Origin of the sequence: Clostridium thermosuccinogenes, from assembly GCF_002896855.1 — a bacterium.
In the GTDB taxonomy this organism is placed as follows: Bacteria; Bacillota; Clostridia; order Acetivibrionales; family DSM-5807; genus Pseudoclostridium; species Pseudoclostridium thermosuccinogenes.
The window spans coordinates 650,601-667,823 of the sequence record NZ_CP021850.1; the positions used below are offsets into that span (position 1 = coordinate 650,601).

At 34.1% G+C, this 17,223-nt stretch carries 18 protein-coding genes; 11 read left to right on the plus strand and 7 right to left on the minus strand.

All coding sequences use genetic code 11. The features are described from left to right. Positions 1-17: 17 nt before the first annotated feature. The 3 genes from CDO33_RS02920 to CDO33_RS02930 all read left to right on the plus strand — a co-directional run bounded on the left by CDO33_RS02920 (position 18) and on the right by CDO33_RS02930 (position 1,711). On the plus strand, positions 18-758 hold the full coding sequence (locus tag CDO33_RS02920) for an HNH endonuclease (RefSeq protein ID WP_103083182.1): 741 nt from the start codon (positions 18-20) through the stop codon (positions 756-758). Between the two features lie 92 nt (positions 759-850). Next, positions 851-1,336 (plus strand): GAF domain-containing protein, encoded by a 486-nt coding sequence (locus CDO33_RS02925; RefSeq protein ID WP_103083181.1) that lies wholly within the window; start codon positions 851-853, stop codon positions 1,334-1,336. Between the two features lie 174 nt (positions 1,337-1,510). Then, on the plus strand, positions 1,511-1,711 hold the full coding sequence (locus CDO33_RS02930) for a hypothetical protein (protein ID WP_103083180.1): 201 nt from the start codon (positions 1,511-1,513) through the stop codon (positions 1,709-1,711). Positions 1,712-1,943: 232 nt separating this feature from the next. Here the strand turns inward: CDO33_RS02930 and CDO33_RS02935 are convergent, their stop codons facing one another. The 7 genes from CDO33_RS02935 to tnpA all read right to left on the minus strand — a co-directional run bounded on the left by CDO33_RS02935 (position 1,944) and on the right by tnpA (position 8,918). Beyond that, positions 1,944-2,849, minus strand: a complete 906-nt coding sequence (locus CDO33_RS02935; protein ID WP_103083179.1) for a tyrosine-type recombinase/integrase — start codon at positions 2,847-2,849, stop codon at positions 1,944-1,946. 228 nt (positions 2,850-3,077) lie between these two features. Then, the gene (locus CDO33_RS02940) at positions 3,078-3,356 is read right to left on the minus strand and encodes a hypothetical protein (protein ID WP_192875026.1); all 279 of its coding nucleotides are present in this window, start codon (positions 3,354-3,356) and stop codon (positions 3,078-3,080) included. Between the two features lie 109 nt (positions 3,357-3,465). Continuing rightward, positions 3,466-4,335, minus strand: a complete 870-nt coding sequence (locus tag CDO33_RS02945; protein WP_103083178.1) for a hypothetical protein — start codon at positions 4,333-4,335, stop codon at positions 3,466-3,468. Between the two features lie 388 nt (positions 4,336-4,723). Then, positions 4,724-6,475, minus strand: coding sequence for a toprim domain-containing protein (locus CDO33_RS02950; protein ID WP_103083177.1), 1,752 nt, complete (start codon positions 6,473-6,475; stop codon positions 4,724-4,726). An 85-nt stretch (positions 6,476-6,560) separates the two neighbouring features. Continuing rightward, positions 6,561-8,144, minus strand: coding sequence for an IS66 family transposase (gene tnpC / locus CDO33_RS02955; protein ID WP_103083333.1), 1,584 nt, complete (start codon positions 8,142-8,144; stop codon positions 6,561-6,563). 76 nt (positions 8,145-8,220) lie between these two features. After that, positions 8,221-8,577, minus strand: coding sequence for an IS66 family insertion sequence element accessory protein TnpB (tnpB, locus tag CDO33_RS02960; RefSeq protein WP_103083353.1), 357 nt, complete (start codon positions 8,575-8,577; stop codon positions 8,221-8,223). Further along, positions 8,571-8,918, minus strand: coding sequence for an IS66 family insertion sequence element accessory protein TnpA (gene tnpA / locus CDO33_RS02965; protein ID WP_103083352.1), 348 nt, complete (start codon positions 8,916-8,918; stop codon positions 8,571-8,573). Before tnpA ends, tnpB begins: the two co-directional genes overlap by 7 nt. Positions 8,919-9,748: 830 nt before the next feature. Between tnpA and CDO33_RS02975 the strand changes: the two genes are divergently transcribed. The 8 genes from CDO33_RS02975 (at position 9,749) to CDO33_RS03010 (ending at position 17,140) form a co-directional block, all read left to right on the plus strand. Next, on the plus strand, positions 9,749-10,078 hold the full coding sequence (locus CDO33_RS02975) for a hypothetical protein (RefSeq protein ID WP_103083280.1): 330 nt from the start codon (positions 9,749-9,751) through the stop codon (positions 10,076-10,078). Positions 10,079-10,568: 490 nt separating this feature from the next. Next, positions 10,569-12,158 carry a PHP domain-containing protein gene (locus tag CDO33_RS02980; protein WP_103083281.1) on the plus strand — a complete coding sequence of 530 codons (1,590 nt, stop codon included), beginning with the start codon at positions 10,569-10,571 and terminating at the stop codon, positions 12,156-12,158. A 125-nt stretch (positions 12,159-12,283) separates the two neighbouring features. Then, on the plus strand, positions 12,284-13,522 hold the full coding sequence (locus CDO33_RS02985) for a transposase (protein WP_103083335.1): 1,239 nt from the start codon (positions 12,284-12,286) through the stop codon (positions 13,520-13,522). Between the two features lie 47 nt (positions 13,523-13,569). Further along, the gene (locus CDO33_RS02990; RefSeq protein ID WP_133158696.1) at positions 13,570-14,376 is read left to right on the plus strand and encodes an AAA family ATPase; all 807 of its coding nucleotides are present in this window, start codon (positions 13,570-13,572) and stop codon (positions 14,374-14,376) included. Positions 14,377-14,465: 89 nt separating this feature from the next. Beyond that, the gene (locus tag CDO33_RS21100; protein ID WP_192875016.1) at positions 14,466-14,927 is read left to right on the plus strand and encodes a hypothetical protein; all 462 of its coding nucleotides are present in this window, start codon (positions 14,466-14,468) and stop codon (positions 14,925-14,927) included. A 164-nt stretch (positions 14,928-15,091) separates the two neighbouring features. Continuing rightward, positions 15,092-15,466, plus strand: a complete 375-nt coding sequence (locus tag CDO33_RS03000) for a helix-turn-helix domain-containing protein (protein WP_103081897.1) — start codon at positions 15,092-15,094, stop codon at positions 15,464-15,466. Positions 15,467-15,479: 13 nt separating this feature from the next. Beyond that, positions 15,480-16,274, plus strand: coding sequence for an ImmA/IrrE family metallo-endopeptidase (locus CDO33_RS03005; protein WP_103081896.1), 795 nt, complete (start codon positions 15,480-15,482; stop codon positions 16,272-16,274). Beyond that, positions 16,271-17,140: a hypothetical protein gene (locus CDO33_RS03010; protein WP_011837975.1), complete on the plus strand. Its 870-nt coding sequence runs from the start codon at positions 16,271-16,273 to the stop codon at positions 17,138-17,140. The genes CDO33_RS03005 and CDO33_RS03010 overlap by 4 nt, the downstream gene beginning before the upstream one ends. The last annotated feature ends 83 nt before the right edge of the window (positions 17,141-17,223 follow it).

A 17,223-nucleotide genomic window follows, 5' to 3' on the forward strand; every position in this document is an offset into this window, starting at 1 on the left:
TGATTAGGAGGGGAAAAATGTTTTACAATACCCGATTAGATATAAGTAAAGAAGTATGGTCTCAAATACTCACAGACAGAGAAGTTACTACGGAATCTGACTTGAATATTCTGAAAATTGTGTATGAGAGTAAAAACCATGAGATAGGAGCATCTGAGATAGCCTCAAAGTTAAACATTCCACATCATGTGGTAATCAACTTACAGATAAGTAGATTTAGTAAGCGTGTGATAAATAAAACAGGAGCACAACCTCCTTTGAGAAAAGACGGAAAACCCAGATGGTGGCATGTTCCTTTTTTAGGATATGAAAAGGGAGGGAAATTCCCTTGGATTATGCGTCCCGAATTAGTAAATGCTTTTGAAGAAGTTTTTGGCCAAAGTGATACTGAATCCGTTTATTCTGGGGAAATTATCATTGAAGATATCACGTCCCTACCAGAAGGTACAGTAAGTCAGGTTTTTGTTAATCGTTATGAAAGAAATAGGAAAGCAAGAAATATATGTATCGACTATTATGGTAGTAAGTGTGCCGTTTGTGGTTTTGATTTCGAGAGGACATATGGACCAATTGGTAAGGATAAAATTCATATACACCATCTCGTACCCTTATCCAAAGTACAAAAGGAATATGAAGTAGACCCTATACAGGATTTAAGGCCAGTATGTCCTAATTGTCATCTTATAATTCACAGCAAGAGAGAACCTTTTACAATTGAAGAGGTAAGAGAAATGATTACTATGTCCAATAACGGTTAGTAATTGTCTAGATAATGCACATTTAAACAGGCGAAAATGATAAATATTTTCGGGTTGGGATAAACGTATTTAATTTAAGGAGGTCCAAAACGGTGTTTGAGATAGGAAATATAAATGCTCAAAATAAGCAGGAGTTTTATAAGCAACTAAACACATATCTCATTGGTTTAATTAGTGAAGAAACAGACTGGCTTGCAGGTATCTCCAATGCATCCGCTTTACTGTATCTACTACTGCCTGATATTAATTGGGCAGGATTTTATTTATATAAAGGTGGAGAATTAGTTTTGGGACCATTTCAGGGGAAACCAGCCTGTGTCCGTATTGCTTTAGGAAAGGGAGTCTGTGGTACTGTAGCAAAGACAAGAAAAATACAGGTGGTGGAGGATGTGAATGAATTTCCAGGTCATATTGCTTGTGATGCTGCATCCCAATCGGAAATTGTTCTACCCATTATAAAGGATGATAAATTGATAGGTGTTTTAGATATTGACAGCCCTGTTAAAGCCAGATTCGATAAACAGGATGCTGAAGGATTAAGTAGTTTTGTAAATATTCTAAATCAGTATATTGACTGACCAGAACAGTTTGACTAATTGAACATAGAGATTAGCAGGTGTGATTGGAAAGACATTTTAACGGGTTACTGAAGAATTAGTAATATTTTTCAATAAAGTTTTAAAAATGGACCTGACATATTTCTCCATGTGCGCTATAATCATCTCATAAATTAGCAAAGGAGTTGATTAAGGATGAAAAAGAGCATTAATATAATTTTTAACATCGTTATCCCAACATTACTTGCATATGGAGTTTTCTTCTTACTATATAGTATATTTCAACAATATTTTTATGAATATAGGTGGCTTGCAGCAATACCATTTGCAATTGTAACAGGTTATATAATCATAGAAAATAAAAAAGAATGGATAACAATAAAACAGCAGAGTTAGATGACAAGGGGGAAGGGAAAGGATGAGGTTAAATCTTATCCCTTATCCCTAAATCCTTTACATATAGGAAAGAAAGTATGGAAGCAGGTTAGGAGTTATGAAATATGTAATAATAAGCCTTATAGTATGTATTACAATTGTAGCCATTGCTGCAATAATAGGTATTATGAAAAGAAAATAGTATGTATTATAGATAGCAAAAAACAGGCAAAGTGCTGCCTGTTTTTTAATCTTAAACTAATGTTTCTATTGCTTTCTCCAATTCTTCCTGTCGGGGGATAGTGTAAACCTGGGCAGTTACATATCCAGATGCGTGACCCGCAAGTTGAGCAACTACAGAAATATCAACCCCGTTTTTTAGTAAGGTTCTGCAAAAATAGTGTCTGAAGGAATGGATAGTTACATCAGATATTCCGATTTGCTCACAGTACTTTTTAAAAATCTTCCAGATTCCTGACCTGGTGTAAGGAGTCTTGCGCTCAGAAATAAACAGGTTATCATGTTCTGTTTTAATATTCCTTCGTATTTCCATCCAGTTGTTAATTGCATCCCGAACGTCTTTATGCAGAGGTATATAGCGTACTTTATTTAATTTGCCAACAACTTTTAATGTTCCCTTTCTATCGCTTATATCAAAATCGGTTAAGCGGATATTTATAAGTTCGAAATTTCTAACTCCGCACCTGGTAAAAATCTCATACATGGCAATATGGGATTTATTGCCACAGCGGTATATATGACGACGAAGAGCACGGTAAGTCTGTTCGTCCAAAGACTTAGGTGCAGCAGGCGATTGCATCTTTATTTTTTTAATTGCTTTGACAGGATTATTTTTTATATATTTCTCTCCCTCTAAAAATTCAAAGTAACTCTTCAGGCTGGCCAATCTTAAATTAATAGTTGTTTCCTTCAAATGTCTTGTCCCTTGCAGATATGAACGCATATCCCTGATATCAATTTCAGTCACTATAGAAGGGTTAAAGTCTATACCATTGGTTTCTTCAAACCATTTGGCAAATACCTGTATGTGTTCAATATAAGTTTTGATTGTAGAATCAGACTTGTCTATGCTCATTAGATAAGCAGTAAATTCATCAAGATACAGTTTGCTTTCAGTTAATTCCTTATTATCTCTCATAACCAACATCCTTCCATATAATTTTTAGCACTATAAAATATATTGGATAGAGGTTTCAAGTTAGCGTTAAAGTTTTGTTTCCAATTTTACAGGAGATAATGGGCGATTATTGGGGAGTTTTTATTTAGTTTTAAGGGAAATTGGAAAAAGAACTTATATTTTGTTAACAAGTTTTGTTGAAAGCATATTAGCATTGTGGCTAGCAAAAGATTACGGTTAGCAAAGGATTTAATTTTTTAATTTCTGCAAATGCGACATATCCTCGTCAAGACTTGGGCAGTTATTCTGTTGAAGAAACTCATACAGGTCATTAATTAAATCATCTATGTTTCTGTAATAATAATCTTGAAACATATTGACAGGAACATCTTCATTATCTTCTATGTAAAGATTGAGTCTGTAGAATACTTCTAAATGGTCATCATAGCCTTTATCAATATTCACATAGTTGAGCGTAAAAGTTTCTAAGATAGTAAAATTGCCGAAGATGGTTACATTTCTCATCATTATCACTCCATTTGATGTATTATTTTGAATGCATTATACAGAGTAATATAAAAAAAGCAAGTTTTAAAACTGATTTTTATAACAAACTTGCTTTGTCAAATCTATTGTATTAATTTAATAATAATGGAATTATTTCTTTATTATAGATTACGGTAAGTTCTTTAATAATTTTTTTCTTCCTATATTGTACGGTCCTTTCCGTTACACCACAAATATAAGCGATTCTTTTTAAGGACCATCTGCTGTCTGTAAAATCACCATAAGAAATACCGTATTTCATGAGGTGGTTGACCATAATCAGAGTATCAATTTTGTCCTTATCCTTTAAATAATTATCTATTATCCTGCGAATCAACGTACGGGTTTCTTTCGTGATATAATAATTATCCATGCTATCGTCTCCTAGACCAGGTTTATATTTAATATCTGAAAAATCTGCTGGCATTGTACGGTTAAAAGATTTTATTGCTCTGTCTAAATGTGCTTTGTGTTTAATGGCCATTTTTATGTAAGTTCTTAATTGCTTAAAGTCTTTTACCTTATTAACATCAAGTTTGTCTTTGAGAGTGTAAAATACATGGTAATAGGTTTCTTCAATGATTTCCTCAATAAAATTTTGTTCTTCTATTGATTTATAAATATATCTATCAGTGTTTTTGAAAAACGGGTAGATGCTGCATTCTTTTAATCCCTTGTAAACGGTTAAAAAGGTTTTAATAATGCAGTCTGGGTTTTGCTTCTCTAAATCGGAAAAAAAGTCATGGAAACTTGAGTATTGTTCATAGCCATTTTGTTTATAAAATCTGTATATGTTTTTTAAATGAGTTTTTGCAAAATATCTGCTTTCGGGAGTTTGATATTTACTTGGAGGTAGCACACGTATCAGTGCACCTTTAGGGATATTTATGCTATTTTGGATTTTAACTGCTAAGAACTTTGATTTATCGATATTGTTGCTATTAAAGTTTGCTTTACTCATTAAAATGCATCTCCTTTACATTGAAGTTGATGCATTTTAATAAGAATTTCTTTTGTTTTCAAATTATTGCATAACTTTTTTTATTATAAAATTAGAATTACTTGAATCAGTACTCTATTGTTTAGAACCCAATTATGCAAAAGGTTGTTGTCTGCCGTTTCGGATATATAAGATAAATAGTTGTATAAAATATTTACAGGCTGTAAGTTTCTTAATAGTATTTGTTTAGGATATATACTTTTGTAAATATCAGATATTTAGCATTTTACCTTCTACATAATACTAATAGCCACTTCAATCAAAAAATACGAAAAGACTTTACAAAGTTTTGAATAAATCTACATATATATCGTCAACGGGCAATAAAAACAGGCGCAGGGCTAATCCCCTACACCTGCGGTATAAATTTTTTACTATTAAATAACAGTTGCCTATCCAGCAGCAACTCTGATTTAATCATATTCATAACATAAATGTTATACGGTTTTCTATTTTTCAAAACATCTACTATATGAGCGCGGGTGTCTTTATCTCCAGTAAAATCACCAAAGTCTTTTGTCCCGTTGGGATATTGAATAAAAGAGATTTTATTAAAACCAGCATCAGTAAGTTTATAATAGGCCTTGATATTTCCTTCAACCCCTGAGTAATCCTGGTCGTAACCGAGAATTATTTCTGCATCAGGGAAGTACTTTTTGAGAAGTTCTATTTGTTCGTCTGATAAACTGCAGCCCATACTGCTTACTACTGCTGTAGAATTGAGATTATAGGAATAAAGTTTTACTGCATCCTTTAATCCTTCTACAATAACAACTCTTGTAACTTCTTTATAATTTTTCTCTACATATCTATTAAGCAGGTAAAGGTGTTCTGATTTATTAAAACCACAACTGTTGAGAATCTTTTTATTTATTTTCTTCCACATTTGGGCATTGTGCCTGTCTTCCAGAGTAGGTTCAGGATAGAGCCTGGCATCGGAATACCTTTCATAGAGAGATATTTTATGCACTGCTTCCCAATAAACTTTAAACAGGTAATCTTCTTTTAAGAATTCTGAACGGCTGCTGTTATCATCAATAATACTTCTCGCTTGAATACCTGCAAGTTCTCCATCAGCATCAAATATAGGAAAACATATTCGGTACCGCATTGAATTAGTTTGGCAGTCTTTTGTAACGTTTTCTCCAAGGTAGAAGATATCTAGTTCTTCAAGAATATCTTCTCTAAATCCTTTTTCTAAAAGATAGTCATACTTTTTAATGCCGTTTCTTATAAGAATATGGTTTTTAATGCAAATAATTTTTTTCTCTTCATTTTCTCTTTTAAGAATTTCATCTAATTCTTTTTTAAGTTCGGAAATTTCTCTGTTCAAATCTGCTGTGGTCTCTTCACTCTGGGACGCTTCAATTAGTTTTTTTAATTCTTCTATCCTGTTTTTAATACTTTTCTTTCTACTGCTGCTCCTTACTATGCCTGCTTGGAGTTTTTCAATTTCAGGGAGGTTGTCTTTATAGTTTTTGATTGAAACATCAAAAATTGTGTTTATAATATCAGGGTATCTTTGCTTATGGGTAATCTGAATTAAGCCTATTACATCAAGATTATTAGAAAGGTTAGCCCTGCATTTATTTTTATAGCAGCCAATCATCATGTTATCAGGATTTACATAAAAACTATCATGTCCGCATAGTGGGCAGTAGGTAATAATGAACTCGGTTTCATATTCACTGTTGTTTTTACTTGTTGGCTTAATCTTGTACCCGTTAGTTATGAAACGGAAGTGGTTTAAAATAAGCAGCATCCTGTTTAGATTTACCGACTTTTTTATGAATTCAGCCTTAAAAGGTACAATGTATAAGTTTAAGGCAAAATTTAATATATCCTGAAGGGTAATATCATTATTTATCAGTCTTTTTATATGAATATAAAGTCCTTTCTCTAACATAAATTCCTGGTCATAATAATTTTTAACCAGATTATAGTGCTTTAAGTAATTTGTATTTCCATGCTTTATGAAGTGGTCTACAGCATAAGGAAGAATAGAGGTTATAGTAAATTTTGTATTAAAATGTTCGTTATAGAGTTTTAGCATATCTTCATAGACTTCCTTGGTTTTTAAGTTTAGTCTGAAAGTAAACATAGCATTCAACCCTTTCAAATAAATTTTGAAAGGATTTTAACTATAATAATGGCAATATGCAAATTATGACCGTAAGCGCTTAATTTTAGGGTGCCTTGTATGAATCATTACGGCACCAGGAGGGTAGTTCAGGTGACCACGGTAGATAAGGTGTCAGAGATTCATGCGTCAATTCCTTTAAGCTTGGTAAATTTGTCAGTAGATGCACCAAATACATATATGGATTAAGTTGATTTGCTTTGGCAGTTTCTATCATGCTGTAGACAATAGCACTGGCCTTGGCTCCGCGAGTTGTGTCGGCAAACAGCCAGTTCTTCCTGCCTGTGACATACGGACGAATGGCATTTTCGGCTCGATTGTTGGAAAGCTCGATTCGTCCATCCAACAGGAAACGATTCAATGATTCCTTTTGATTCAATGCATATGTGATCGCTTTCCCCAGATTGGAGTTTGGCAGCGGATTTAGTTGTTGCACCCATTCCCAGAACTCATCAAGAAGGGGTTTCATATTTTTAAGTCGTTCTTCATACCGCCTTTCAGCGGATAGTTCCTCCCATTTCTTGTCCATGGCAAACAGACGGTTACAATAATCATATCCGATAGCCGCCTTGGAAGTCTTAGTGTCAGCCCCCTGGGGAATTGCTTCTTCGAATTTGCGTTGTAAATGAGCCCAACATCCACAATGTATAACATCAGGCACTGCATTGTAGCCACTATAGCCATCTGTCTGAAGGTAACCCGAAAAACCCTCAAGAAATCTTCGGGCATGCTGGCCGGATCGTGTCGGTTGGTATTCAAATAAAACAGCCGGGGTTGGACTTCGCCCGGAAGTGTAGACCCACATCCGCGATTCTGTCGTTGCTTTCCGTCCCGGTTCTTTTAATACCTGCAGTACAGTTTCGTCTGCATGAATCAGGGGTTCGGAAATCAAGTGCTTATGAATGGCATTGTACATTGGTTCAAGCCATTCATGGCTTGGACGTATGATCCAGTTTGCCAGGGTGGCTCTGGAAAGTGTCACCCCCTGATTTGCCCAGTCTTTCTCCTGCCGGTATAAAGGCATTCCGTTGGCATATTTCTGATACATAACATAAGCAACTGTTGAGGCAGAAGCAAGGCTGCGTTTCATGACCGGGGCTGGAACCGGCGCTTTGACAATGTTGGCATCTCCGGTTTCCTTCTCGCAGACGGTACACACATAATTAAAACGAATGTATCTCAATACTCTTACTTGGGCAGGGATAATCTCAAGTTCATCCCTGACATGCTCCTTGCCCAGATATCTAAGGTCAGCCTGGCAAATACCGCAAGAGCGCTTGTCCTCGTCAAGGTCACAAACAACCTCCACTACAGGAACTGTCTGTGCCAGTTCTTCCTTTGTTCTTTTAGGTTTTCTGGTATGGGCAGCCACAATTGTCTGTACGGTAGGTTCTTCTGCTTTGTTGTTCGCTTCGACCTCTGCTTCGTTGAAAAGTGAGATTTGATCGTTGTCTTCTCCTAAAACATAACGACGCTTTTCGCTGGATTGGCCGTATAGAGCTTTTTGGGATTTGATAAGAAGCTCTGTAAGCTGGTTGATACGGATTTGCTGGTTTTCCACTATTTTTTCCAGAGTGGAAACATATTCAATTTGTTCTGGCGTAAGCCCTGTAAAATTTATCTTTTGCATAAGATAATTGTACCATATTTCACCTGAAAAATCCAGCTTAAATGCTGTAAAATCAATACTTTTACGCACTTTTTTATCAGTAGATTTCGCCTGTTCTTGCTTTTCGTATTGCTTTGGGTTGATCTATCGTCAGACCCTCCATCAGCCACCGGAATTCCTGCTGGGTAAGCCGTCTTGCTTGCTCCGGTGTACGGGGCCATTTAAAGTTCCCATTCTCAAGACGCTTATATAGCAGTACAAAACCGTCTCCTTCCCAGAAGAGAGCTTTGAGACGATCACGACGTCTCCCACAGAAGAGGAACAGGCTCGGAGAAAAGGGATCCATGCCAAATGTCTCTTTGATAATAGCCGCTAATCCATCAATTGACTTTCTCATGTCTGAGTACCCGCAGACAATGTAGATATCTTCTGCCCTTGTAATATCGCCTAACATATGCTTTTCAATGCCGACAGAACTGCCTCGATGGTTTCTCTGGAAGTTCCGTCATGTATATCAACACAAAAAGAAGGCAAGTGGATTGTGACTGCTGCAGATACCTTTGTCTGGTGAAATGGTACTGGGACAATTTCTTGTTCCGGTTTCTGAGGTACAAGTGATCCGGTCTCACACGCCAAGGTGCGGATTCTTCGCAGCCAGTAGTAGTACGATTTAATTTTTACATTGTTCTGGCTGCACCAACTGACAACTGTCATTCCACTGGTTTGGCAGGCTTGGATAATCTTGCTCCACTGCTTGAGTCGGAATTCAGTTTTGGCATTTGTGATTTTATCCATATTGAGATAGCCTCCTTAGAGATTCTAGACTTTTTAGTCAGAGTCGAAAAACTCGAAAAAGTCTAAAGACTTTTGGATGGATTATCTCATATGGACGGATAAACTTCTATGCGCACTTATATTAAGCGCTTACTTATGACCCAAACTTTTTTATTATTTTAAAATCTGCTTTTAAGTTTGTAGAAATGTAGTTTTATGTAATTGTCCCATCATGAGGCAAAGAGTTCTTGTTGGCCGTTTCAGATATATAAAAGTTATTATTCAAAATACGTTATTTGTCAAATATATGCAAACTTTAATTTTTTTATGGCTAGGGATATATAATTTTATAAGTTTGTAGTTAAAGATATATTTTCTGTTTATGGTTCAGACATATACAAATTTTTCTTTCTATATACTAATAGCCACATCAAATGAAAAACACGAAAAGATTTATAAAATCTTTTTAATAAATTTATATATTGCTGCCTTTTTCTGGGCTATTATTGATGTTTTAAGGCATATCTTATACTGCAAGTATTCTGATAAATTGATGTTATCAATCATAAAAAAACATGTAGAAATTTGATTTTTTCAATTCCATATGTAGAATATCAATAAGATTATTTTAAAACATGAGATTATTCTGGAGAACATTAAACTTAATGAGATTATTAACTTTATCCAGGATTGGATTGTAGACGTAAAATATTACATTTTTATTACAATTTCAAAAAAATAGCCTATAATACGAAGCCTTCAAAAAACACCTGTTATACTAAAAACAGAAAGTAAAAATTCAGCAAACAGTCGGCCGCTGTTAGCATATAAAAGAAAAGGAGTTGGTTCTTATGATAAAAGTAGTTAATGAATTTGGTGATTTGGTGGCAGTGGTTAAATACAATAACGACCTTGATTTCTGGGATGGCAGAAACTTTAGTTGTGGCAGTACTGGACGCCATCTTGGCATTACTAAATTAAAAGATGGCAGATATGTATTAATACATGGTACAGACTGGCAAGGCGAAAGAGATTATGCAGAGGTTGTAACAGACGAGGAAGCATTGAATGCCATTATTTCAACAGGTCATACAAAGTTATTGGAAAAGAAAAAGTTTGAGCCACTTAGAAAATTATATGAAGAGAAGTATTTAAATCAGGAAGTTGAAGAAGACGATTAATAAGCCGAGAACTTTCTCGGCTTATTACACTTAATGCTAAATTCTTAGATAATACTATTTGAAAAAAAGCAAGAAAATTAATTTTGTTTTGCCAACTCTATAAGCGCCTGACTATTTTCATTGATTATAGCGTCCACAAGACTTACGATTTCTTTTTTGGTTTTTTCATTAATAGATATTACCTCGCTATATATGATTTTGATTAAATTACACCACAAAAATATATGTATAAAATTTAACTATATAGAGTTCTTGACTATCGCTCTTTGTAGTATTGTGTCAGCAATAGCATTAAAAAGAATATATAAAGAAAGTTTTGTTGCCAAATTTTATGGAAAGATTATGCAAATTGTCTTATAATTTTTATGTGTGAATGATACAAAAAACGGTGGTAATAAAATGAGTCTAGGCAAAGTGAAAATATTTCCAGCGTTTTTGCAGAGATAGAAATTGAAAAAGTTATGATTATTTTAAAGGAGAACAAGAGGTTATGGATAATGTTACTCTAAAGCAACTTTATGATAAAGTATGCAAGAAAAAATACGGATGTGAGTATTTTAAGATGGATTTACATATACATACTCCTGCATCTAAATGCTATAAAAAGAGATTTTCAACTAATGAAGAAGAATATATCGAAATACTTGATGAAGCCTACGAAAGCGGAATTAGTATTATTGCAATAACTGACCATAATACTGTTAAGGGATATTATGAGATGATGGATTATATAAATAATGATAAACAAAAATATAGTAAGTATGCAGGAATGCTTATATTGCCAGGTATTGAAATTTCGTGTTTTGGCAAGCATATTTTAGCCATTTTTCCTCCTGACAAGAAGCAAAATGAGTTGAATACATTTCTATATAACATAGGTATAGATATAAATGAACAAGGGGAAGAGGATGCTGATGCATATAAAGTAACCCCTATAGAGTTAATGAAAAGGATAAATGAAATAGGTGGCATAACTATTTTAGCACATGCAGATTCTTCAAATGGCATGTTAGAAAAACTTCTTCACAATGACAAGAGTGAAAACGACTCTTGGATACATAAAGGGAAAAGCCTGGCATCTATAATAAAATCTGAACATCTTTACGGAATTAGTTTGAATGACAAGAATTTGAAAGATAAACTTTTAAAAGATATTCTTAACAACAAAGAATACAGAAGGGAAAAAAGTATTGCTGTAATATATTGTTCGGACAGTCATGGAACCCGAGATACAGAAGGCAATTACAAAGCCGATGGAAGACCTATAGGTGAGAGATATTCATATATAAAGTTATCTGAGTTATCATTTCACGGATTAAAGATTGCATTATTAGACCCAGAGGTAAGAATATATGATGAGATACCAGGAAGCAATTACCCATATATAGAGGGAGTTGCTATAAAAGGTGGATACTTGGAAGACCCTAAAAATCCTGATAGATTTCAGTTTTTTAGATTTAACAAAGCACTAAACTGTGTGATTGGAGCACGAGGAACTGGTAAATCAACATTATTGGATATAGTTCAATATACACTCTTCCCAGAAATAACTGATGATGAGGTTACGTTGAAATTCGATACTACCGTTGTTTTCCTAAACTATTTTGGTGATGTATATGCTTTTATTTGTGAACCTAAAATTGAGTTTGACGATTATACTAATGAATCAATAAATGTAAGGAAGAAACCTAGTATCTATAAGTTGAGTAAAAATGGTAAATTTTATAGTAGTAGAAAAAGTAAAGAAATCTATAAAGAATTGCAAAATTTTTCATCAGTTGCTTATAAACAACGTGCTATATTAAATTATGCTCAAGACAAAAGAGGTCCCATAGAAGTAATAAATAACCTTTTACTTATTAGTGATACAGAGAAGTACAGTATTTTACTGAAAAAAATAAAACAGAATTATGAATCTATAGAAAGTGTACTTAGAAATCAAGGCAGAGTTGAATGGAATGATTATATTAAAAGAAAACATATTGTTGAGGAAGATATGCAGGAAATAACACGTCCATTTATTGAAATACTTGAAAATAGTAAAGAAATATTTAACTTGATAGTACTTACGCAAAAGTAACATAAACAAGTCATATCAGCACTTTGAAAACAGAATATAGCTTAAAAGGTTGTTGCATTGAGGTTTCCATATATTACAGCTATTCACCAGTTTTCGAATTATGCTATTCTTTTGGCAGGGGTTCCATGAGGTCTACCAAAAATTGCATTTCCGACATAACCGTTGCCAAGCACGGCATTCACGATATTATTACTGAACTGGTGAGAAAGTTCAATTTGGATAAGTTTTTGTTCCCTGAGAAGTATACACTGGTCTTCGTTGCAGCATGTATGGGTATAATCCTGTTTAATAATCCTACAGCAACATATATTGCGCAGAAGCTGTACTGGGTATCCCATGATGCCATAACAAGGCTGCTGCCGTTGCTTTCTATTAATAACACAAATATCATGATCCTGTTCATCCAGGCAATACAGTCACAAACGGCTGGTCTTGGATATTTGATCATCGATGATGTGATTATCAGGAAGCCTTTCGGCAAGAGCATTTTCCCGACATCTTATGTATACGATCACACAAATAATCGGTATGTCTGGGGAATGCACATTGTAGTCCTTCTATGGTCTAATGGTTGGATTAAAATCCCCGTGGCGTTTCGGATATGGAAACCGGAAGAAAAGTGTGAAGAATATCATACCAAGGTTGAACTAGCCATACGTATGATATCCTTCGCCCACAAATTTGGTTTGGCTGCCGAATACGTCACATTCGACACCTGGTATTCCTGTAAAGAGCTCCTGCAAAAGCTCTCAGAGTGCGGTTACCACTATGTCTGCATGATAAAGAATAACCGCAAAGTGCTGTACAACAACAGGGTTAACTTTAACGTTAAGACCATAAGCCTGCTGTTTAGCAAGAAACAGTACAGGTACTACCCCGGTACAGGCTTCTACATCAAGGCTTTATCGGTAATCTTACCTGGTGTGGGTAACACCATGATGGCAATAGTCAAAAACGGCTATAACGCATCTATCCAAAACACCAGATTTATCATTACTGACTTGCCCGGTGTAGCTGCTCAAGACATCCTCAAGAAATACCTTTGCCGTTGGGACATTGAAGTATTCTTCAGAGACATCAAGCAGTTTCTGAACTTTGAAAAAGTTCAAGTCCGGTCTATTAGAAAACTTGAGGGTCACTTCTCCTTGGTGTTCATAACTTCTGTATTCGTGCAGATTTTGCAGATACAGAATAATTTGAATACCATGGGTGAAACCATCAGCTTCCTGCAGGACATTGTCCAGGTTAAAGTCAACGGTATTGTGTACATTATTAATGTAACATCCAAAGACCGGACAGGTAAAGAGGTAAATACTGTCTCAAATCCTCTCGCAACAACCATTTGGGACAAATTAAGTGCGTGAAATCTTTATTTTTCAAGGATCATTTTGTTTTGCGTAAGTACTGTAACTTGAGACAGAATATAATTAATAAAGTAAATAAAATTCTAGATGGACATGTAAGATTAAGGCTTGAGAAAGATTTCACTGAAAAAGATAAAAAGAGAATTATTGATGATACTGTAAATCAATGCAGGAGGAATTTTAATATAGTATACGAAAAACAAATTCTTTTGAAAAAATGGCTAACACAAGTAGTTAGGAAAGTTAAATTAGAAAATGGAGAGTGGCTTTTCCCAGTATATGTTTTGTATAATAGGTCCAATGAATTGGCTAAATGCTATGGACTTGAAGAAAGTGATGCTGAACAGTTAATCAAATGGATAAGGCCAGTATTAGATAAATGGATTTTTACAATTTTCCCAGAGGATAAAATTGAATATGAATACAATGTAAATACAGGAATAAGTAAAAAGCAGAGATTTCTGCCAAGAAAATTGCTTTCAATGGGTCAAAAATCAGTGGCTATGTTACTCATGATTGTTACCGCTGCACATGATTTGGGTGATAATAGACCTTTAATTATAGACCAACCAGAAGATGACTTGGACAACATTTATATTTACTCAAGTTTGGTAAAAGAGTTTAGAAAAATAAAAAATAGCAGACAGTTAATTTTTGCTACACATAACCCAAATATTCCGATATCAGGAGATGCAGAGAATATAATTATCCTTGAATCTACTGGTGAAAATGGTTATGTTAGTTGCTCAGGTTCTATTGATAAAGTTGGAATAAGCGAAAAAGTACTAAATATACTTGAGGGGGGTAGACAAGCACTGGACATAAGAAATATGAAATATCCTCCATTTTACTGATTATAAAACTTGATACCAGTATGTAGCCCTCTTTATATTATGTGAGATTTAAAAATAGGAATTTTATAATGCTAAGGAGGGCTTATTATATGCTTATAAAACCGGAAGAAATTTATTCGAAGTTCAATGAGGAAAATATTCAAATTATAATTTCTAAGAGATTACTATTCACATTGCTGCAGCAGGTAGATAGACTTCGTGAAATATTAGGTAATGAAGAAGAGATAGTCAATAACTTTGCAATATATGAATATATAGGCAATGCCGAGATGTTAATGGTTAAACTGTATATTCTTATAGCCGAACCTTACAATAAAAAAGAAGTTATTATTGAAACAAGTATTGCAGAATTCCTGGTCTTAAGGGATTTGGTGTTTTGCAATTATTTATTACCGCATCTGAGAGAAGAATTGCGGCCTTCCATCCGCAAGACATACAAGGATTTTTATGATTATATTGAGAGCATTTTAAAAATGTTAGAACGGGATGAAGAAAAGGCATACTGGGATTATATTAAGAATTACAGAATAAAAGGTTGCATTCTTCATTAGGTAATAGGTAAAAGGCATTAGCAGGAAATAAATTCTGCTGATGCTTTTTTCTTATAGGAAATTTTATTACTAAAAAGTCAACCTTTAAAATTCGTAAAATTTTTTTTTACAAACCGTATCTTTTTTTACACTTTTGGTGTATAATAAAGTAGGAGGTGTAAAAAATGTGTATGGAATTATTATTTGAAAATAGAAAACTAATTGGCAAAAATATATTGAGTATCATTAAAGACAACGGATATACGAAGTCTTCCTTCTCAAGACTTACCAATATTTCAAGACCTACTTTAGATAAATTAATCAAAGGAGAAGTCGACAGCCTTGCGACATTTAAAACTCATGTTCGAAAAATCTTGGAAACACAGGGCATGGATGGAGAACAACTACTTAACTATGTTCCAAAGTATAATGCAAAAAAGGAACTTGTTTTTGCTCTATCTGACAATGCTCCAGAGAATCATGCCCTGAACCCTAATGCTCAAGAGATGTTTGGTATTTTAGAGGATATAGTTCATATGTGCGAACTGTATTACAATTAAGAAGGTGCAGATTATGTCGGAATTAATAACGAGTAATAATCTTGAGCAGGTTATTGAAAAAAATAACCTGATTAAAGATGATATATTAAGATTAACAAATGATTTTACAGTCAGATTTAATAAGTCGAGGGTAACGGGACAGGATAAACTGTCTTTTTCAGTATTAAAAGAGAAGCATTTAATCCAGATTCCCATTGATGATGAGTATTGGGGCGGGGCTATTATTACAAAGGGAAATATTAAAATACCAGTTATCAATACAGCCCAGCCCCGTGTCTATCAATATTTTGTGGCATGGCATGAAATATATCATTTGTTCTATGACCTCAGTTTAAGGGATGAGACCCATAACATTGCCGTTGATATGGATTTAAATGAAAGAAAAGCAGATTATTTTGCTGCAAAAATGATTTTTGGCAATGTGTACGATTACTACTATTCATTAGATGATGAAGATTTTATCGACAGAGTCATAAAATGCATGGATGTATATAAGGCACCATATAAGGCAGTACTGATAGAACTGTTTGAAGAAGCCGTTACAAAATATAATGATTTGGATTTAAAAGAAAAAATTCTTGAGCATTTTGATAATAAACCTGAGAACTTAGTGCAAAAATTTATAGATTTGGAATTGGATGCAGAGTTAGTGAAACCCTCATATGTTGTAAGTTTAGGTGGTTTGGAGAAGAAAATACAAAGTGTTATGAAAGAAAACCCAGATGTCTCCCATCATAAAGATAATTATCAGTTTCTGCTCACGCTAAAGAATAAAATTAAAAAAGGAGTGGAGGGACTTGCCAAATGAAAGGAGAAGGCATAAAAGAATTAAAAAAATACCTTTCCACGGGCATGTCTCTCAAAGTTTGCATCCTGGATAATAACTCTGTTGAATTTTTAACATGGGTACGCAAGAGCGTCAGCCCTGAAAAGATATTTAGCCAGTATGATATGATTCTTATCCCCAAATGGGTATGGGTTGAGGTCTGTGATAGTGATAATAGAAAAAGTTACATAAATGATTTAAAACATTATTCGAAGGTCCAAATTATAGATGAAGTTGATTATTTAACATTGGTGGATTACAAAGAAGCAGAATTATACTATCTGTTTTTGCATTGCTGCTACAATGTGAGCAGGCTTGTTAGTTTTATCAAGAAAAACATCTTAAAAAATAGGCCTATAGAGGATTTAGACCCTTATGAGGAATGGCTTAGCGTGTTTTATGAAGAGGGACTAGACCAAAGAAAACTTTCAAACGGAAGAATTCAGAAGAAGAATGCAGGAGAGATATCTATTGCCGTTTTAAGTTATATCCTTTCCTATTATTACAGTGGAAGCATTGATATTATAACTATCTTCAGCAGTGACAGGGATACCTATGAATTTGTTTCTAAGGCTAAAGAAATGCTTTATAGAGATGAGCGATTTAAAGACAGGAGCAATACTTCCATAACTTTCAAATCGAATGACTTTTTGATTTATGAATGGACAAGGCTTGGGTATATAAACGAAGAAAATATTGATGCTTTTGTGGACAGTTACAGGCAGACGAGGAGAATAAAATTTACGAGAAAAAAACAGGATAATTCAATTGAGGAGCAAGACAAATTGATAGATAATGCAGCATTTTTAGAAATGTTAAAGGACAGCACGATACATTTAATTTTTTGAATATACTGAACTATAGTAAAAAAGGTTTTAGTAGATTTTAAGCCTACCAAAACCTTTTTCTTATTTTTTAATATTTCTTATCC

Coding starts and splice junctions, on each gene's coding strand:
- CDO33_RS02920 (WP_103083182.1), top strand. CDS start 18: ATGTTTTACAATACCCGATTAGATATAAGTAAAGAAGTATGGTCTCAA.
- CDO33_RS02930 (WP_103083180.1), top strand. CDS start 1,511: ATGAAAAAGAGCATTAATATAATTTTTAACATCGTTATCCCAACATTA.
- CDO33_RS02935 (WP_103083179.1), bottom strand. CDS start 2,849: ATGAGAGATAATAAGGAATTAACTGAAAGCAAACTGTATCTTGATGAA.
- CDO33_RS02940 (WP_192875026.1), bottom strand. CDS start 3,356: ATGATGAGAAATGTAACCATCTTCGGCAATTTTACTATCTTAGAAACT.
- CDO33_RS02945 (WP_103083178.1), bottom strand. CDS start 4,335: ATGAGTAAAGCAAACTTTAATAGCAACAATATCGATAAATCAAAGTTC.
- CDO33_RS02950 (WP_103083177.1), bottom strand. CDS start 6,475: ATGTTTACTTTCAGACTAAACTTAAAAACCAAGGAAGTCTATGAAGAT.
- tnpC (WP_103083333.1), bottom strand. CDS start 8,144: ATGCAAAAGATAAATTTTACAGGGCTTACGCCAGAACAAATTGAATAT.
- tnpB (WP_103083353.1), bottom strand. CDS start 8,577: ATGTTAGGCGATATTACAAGGGCAGAAGATATCTACATTGTCTGCGGG.
- tnpA (WP_103083352.1), bottom strand. CDS start 8,918: ATGGATAAAATCACAAATGCCAAAACTGAATTCCGACTCAAGCAGTGG.
- CDO33_RS02975 (WP_103083280.1), top strand. CDS start 9,749: ATGATAAAAGTAGTTAATGAATTTGGTGATTTGGTGGCAGTGGTTAAA.
- CDO33_RS02980 (WP_103083281.1), top strand. CDS start 10,569: ATGGATAATGTTACTCTAAAGCAACTTTATGATAAAGTATGCAAGAAA.
- CDO33_RS02985 (WP_103083335.1), top strand. CDS start 12,284: ATGAGGTCTACCAAAAATTGCATTTCCGACATAACCGTTGCCAAGCAC.
- CDO33_RS21100 (WP_192875016.1), top strand. CDS start 14,466: ATGCTTATAAAACCGGAAGAAATTTATTCGAAGTTCAATGAGGAAAAT.
- CDO33_RS03000 (WP_103081897.1), top strand. CDS start 15,092: ATGTGTATGGAATTATTATTTGAAAATAGAAAACTAATTGGCAAAAAT.
- CDO33_RS03005 (WP_103081896.1), top strand. CDS start 15,480: ATGTCGGAATTAATAACGAGTAATAATCTTGAGCAGGTTATTGAAAAA.
- CDO33_RS03010 (WP_011837975.1), top strand. CDS start 16,271: ATGAAAGGAGAAGGCATAAAAGAATTAAAAAAATACCTTTCCACGGGC.